Raw genomic sequence first — 2,100 nt, forward strand, 5'->3', positions numbered from 1 at the left:
CGTAGAGGCTCTTGGGGTTCTCGACGTCCGGCTCGATCACGAACGCGTCGAGCTGCGGCGTGAACGCGCCGAGGGTCGTGCGGAAGTAGAACTCCGGGATCGGCTCGGCGAAGGGGATGCCGTAGTGCTCGAGCATCAGCCTCAGGGCCAGGCCTGGCGTGAGCGTCGCGGGGACGCCGTCCTGGCCGGGGATGAGCACGAAGCTCTCCCTCGGATAGATGCGGTTGAGCTCTCCGACGAGCGTCTCGCCGACGTACGTGATGAGCCCGCCGGCCTCGGTCTTATCGACGATGCGGAACGTGTACAGGTCTCGGTCGGGCGCGAGCTCGTCACCGATGCGGTACGTCTCGCCGAGGGGCAGGTCGACGTTGGGGAGGAACGTGACCTCGAGCTGGGCGTCGGTGAAGATCCCGTCGAGACGCTCTGAAAGGTGGACGCGCACGGGCGCGTCGAGCCGCGGAGAGGTCCACCAGACGAAGCTGGCGAGGTCGATGTAGGTGAGCTGGTTCCCGAACGCCGTCCCGCTGAAGTACGAGCGGGCGTCGCCGGCCATGGTGGGCAGGCGACCGCTGGCCTCGATCGCTCGGGCGAGTGGGACGACCGGCGGTTGCTCGGAGACGGGCTCGGGAAGCGCCATGAGGGTCTAGGCGGCCCTGGCCCAGCTGCTGACGAGACCGAGGCGCAAGGTGTCGGTGTTCTGCTTCGTGTACGAGGCAGGGTCAGTGAAGAGCACTAGCCAGCCCGACCGGTTCGTCGAGAAGTTTCCACCCGAGGTAGATGCAACGATGAATCCGTACCAGGCGGCGTTGAGTGACCCAGCGGCGATCGTCCTGCGCTTTATGCGCTGATGAGTTCCAGCGACGTACGCCTCAAGTGCAACGTTGTCGCCTGAAATGGTGTTCGGGTCAGGGTCAATCTGAGAAGTGACAGCGTTCTGCCTAGCGTAGGCAAGGGCGGACGTTATGCGACGTACAACCTGGATGTTGGCCGAGCTTGGATTCCAGACATTGAACGGCCACGCCTCGTTGCCGGTCAGGTAGACGTGCCCCCCGTAAACAACATCTAGGGGTGTCGTTCCGATAAGGTTGTTCCCGGCGTCGTACTCAGCGATGTTGATCGTCGCGGGCGTCCCAGCCTCCGGAGCCGGCAGCTCGACGGTCAACGTGTGATCCACGCGCAGCGTCTTGCCGTTGAGGAGGCTGACCGTGATGGGGTCGCCCTCACCGTCGCGGAGCAGCTCGCGAACTCCAATCGCTCCGCTGGACTCAGGTGAGAGGCCGAACTCGGCGATGTTCCTGTCGGCGTTCATGGTCACGAGGCGGGTGATGAGGCTCTCAGCGCGCCAGACGTCGTCCGTGTCGTCGAGTTCGTACGTCGTCGAACCGTTCGAGAAGGAGCCGCTCGAGGCAGCGCGCTGCACCTCCGCAGCGAGGGTCGTGTCGCCGACAGAGGGTGCCGCGCTGCCGGTGCCGACCGCGAGGTACCTGCGCCATGTCGCTGACGAGCCAGGGTCGGTGCCGAAGCAGTCGGCCGCCGCGATCTGGTCGAGGCCGAGGTCGGTGATGAGGTTGGGCTGCTCGACTCCCTCGGCGGGGGCCAGGGGGAAGCCTGATGGGTTCCTCGGCACCTCGGGTATGCCGCGCTCGTCCAGCACCTGCCACCTGATGCGGCCCTTCAACGTCGCCCGCATGGGCAGGAGAAGCCCGCCTGGTGTCCGCTGGTGTCTGCCTGCCTGCTGCATGTGATCCTCCTAGACGGTTTGGACCCGGATGTCCTCCGGGGTGACGGTCGCGTCGAGCTCGTCCTCCTGCGCGTGCTGCACGATCATGGTGACCACCTCGATGCCCTCCGGGGCGACCGCGGCGTCAACCGTTTCAATGATGGGGACGGAGAGGACGCTGCCGACGACCGCAACGTCCTCCGGCTCCACGGAGGCGTCGAGGACGTCCTCCACGAGCACTTGCAGCGTGTCGCCGATGACGGCGACGTCCTCCGGCGTGACGCCCGCTGCAAGCTCGTCTGCGGACTCGCTGTTGAACAGTTCGCTCTGCGCGACCAGGTCTTCCGGGACCACGCCCGCGGCCAGCTCGTCCTCCGCAG

At 66.2% G+C, this 2,100-nt stretch carries 3 protein-coding genes; all 3 read right to left on the reverse strand.

Annotation, left to right across the window (positions count from 1 at the left end; all coding sequences use genetic code 11):
- Window positions 1–637: hypothetical protein (locus VF202_11955; protein ID HEX7040826.1), on the reverse strand; the 637-nt coding region annotated here is incomplete at its 3' end.
- A gap of 6 nt (window positions 638–643) precedes the next feature.
- Window positions 644–1,741, reverse strand: coding sequence for a hypothetical protein (locus VF202_11960; GenBank protein HEX7040827.1), 1,098 nt, complete (start codon window positions 1,739–1,741; stop codon window positions 644–646).
- A gap of 9 nt (window positions 1,742–1,750) precedes the next feature.
- On the reverse strand, window positions 1,751–2,100 hold a 350-nt coding region (locus tag VF202_11965; GenBank protein ID HEX7040828.1), incomplete at its 5' end, for a hypothetical protein.

Source organism: Trueperaceae bacterium, from assembly GCA_036381035.1.
Taxonomy (GTDB): Bacteria; Deinococcota; Deinococci; order Deinococcales; family Trueperaceae; genus DASRWD01.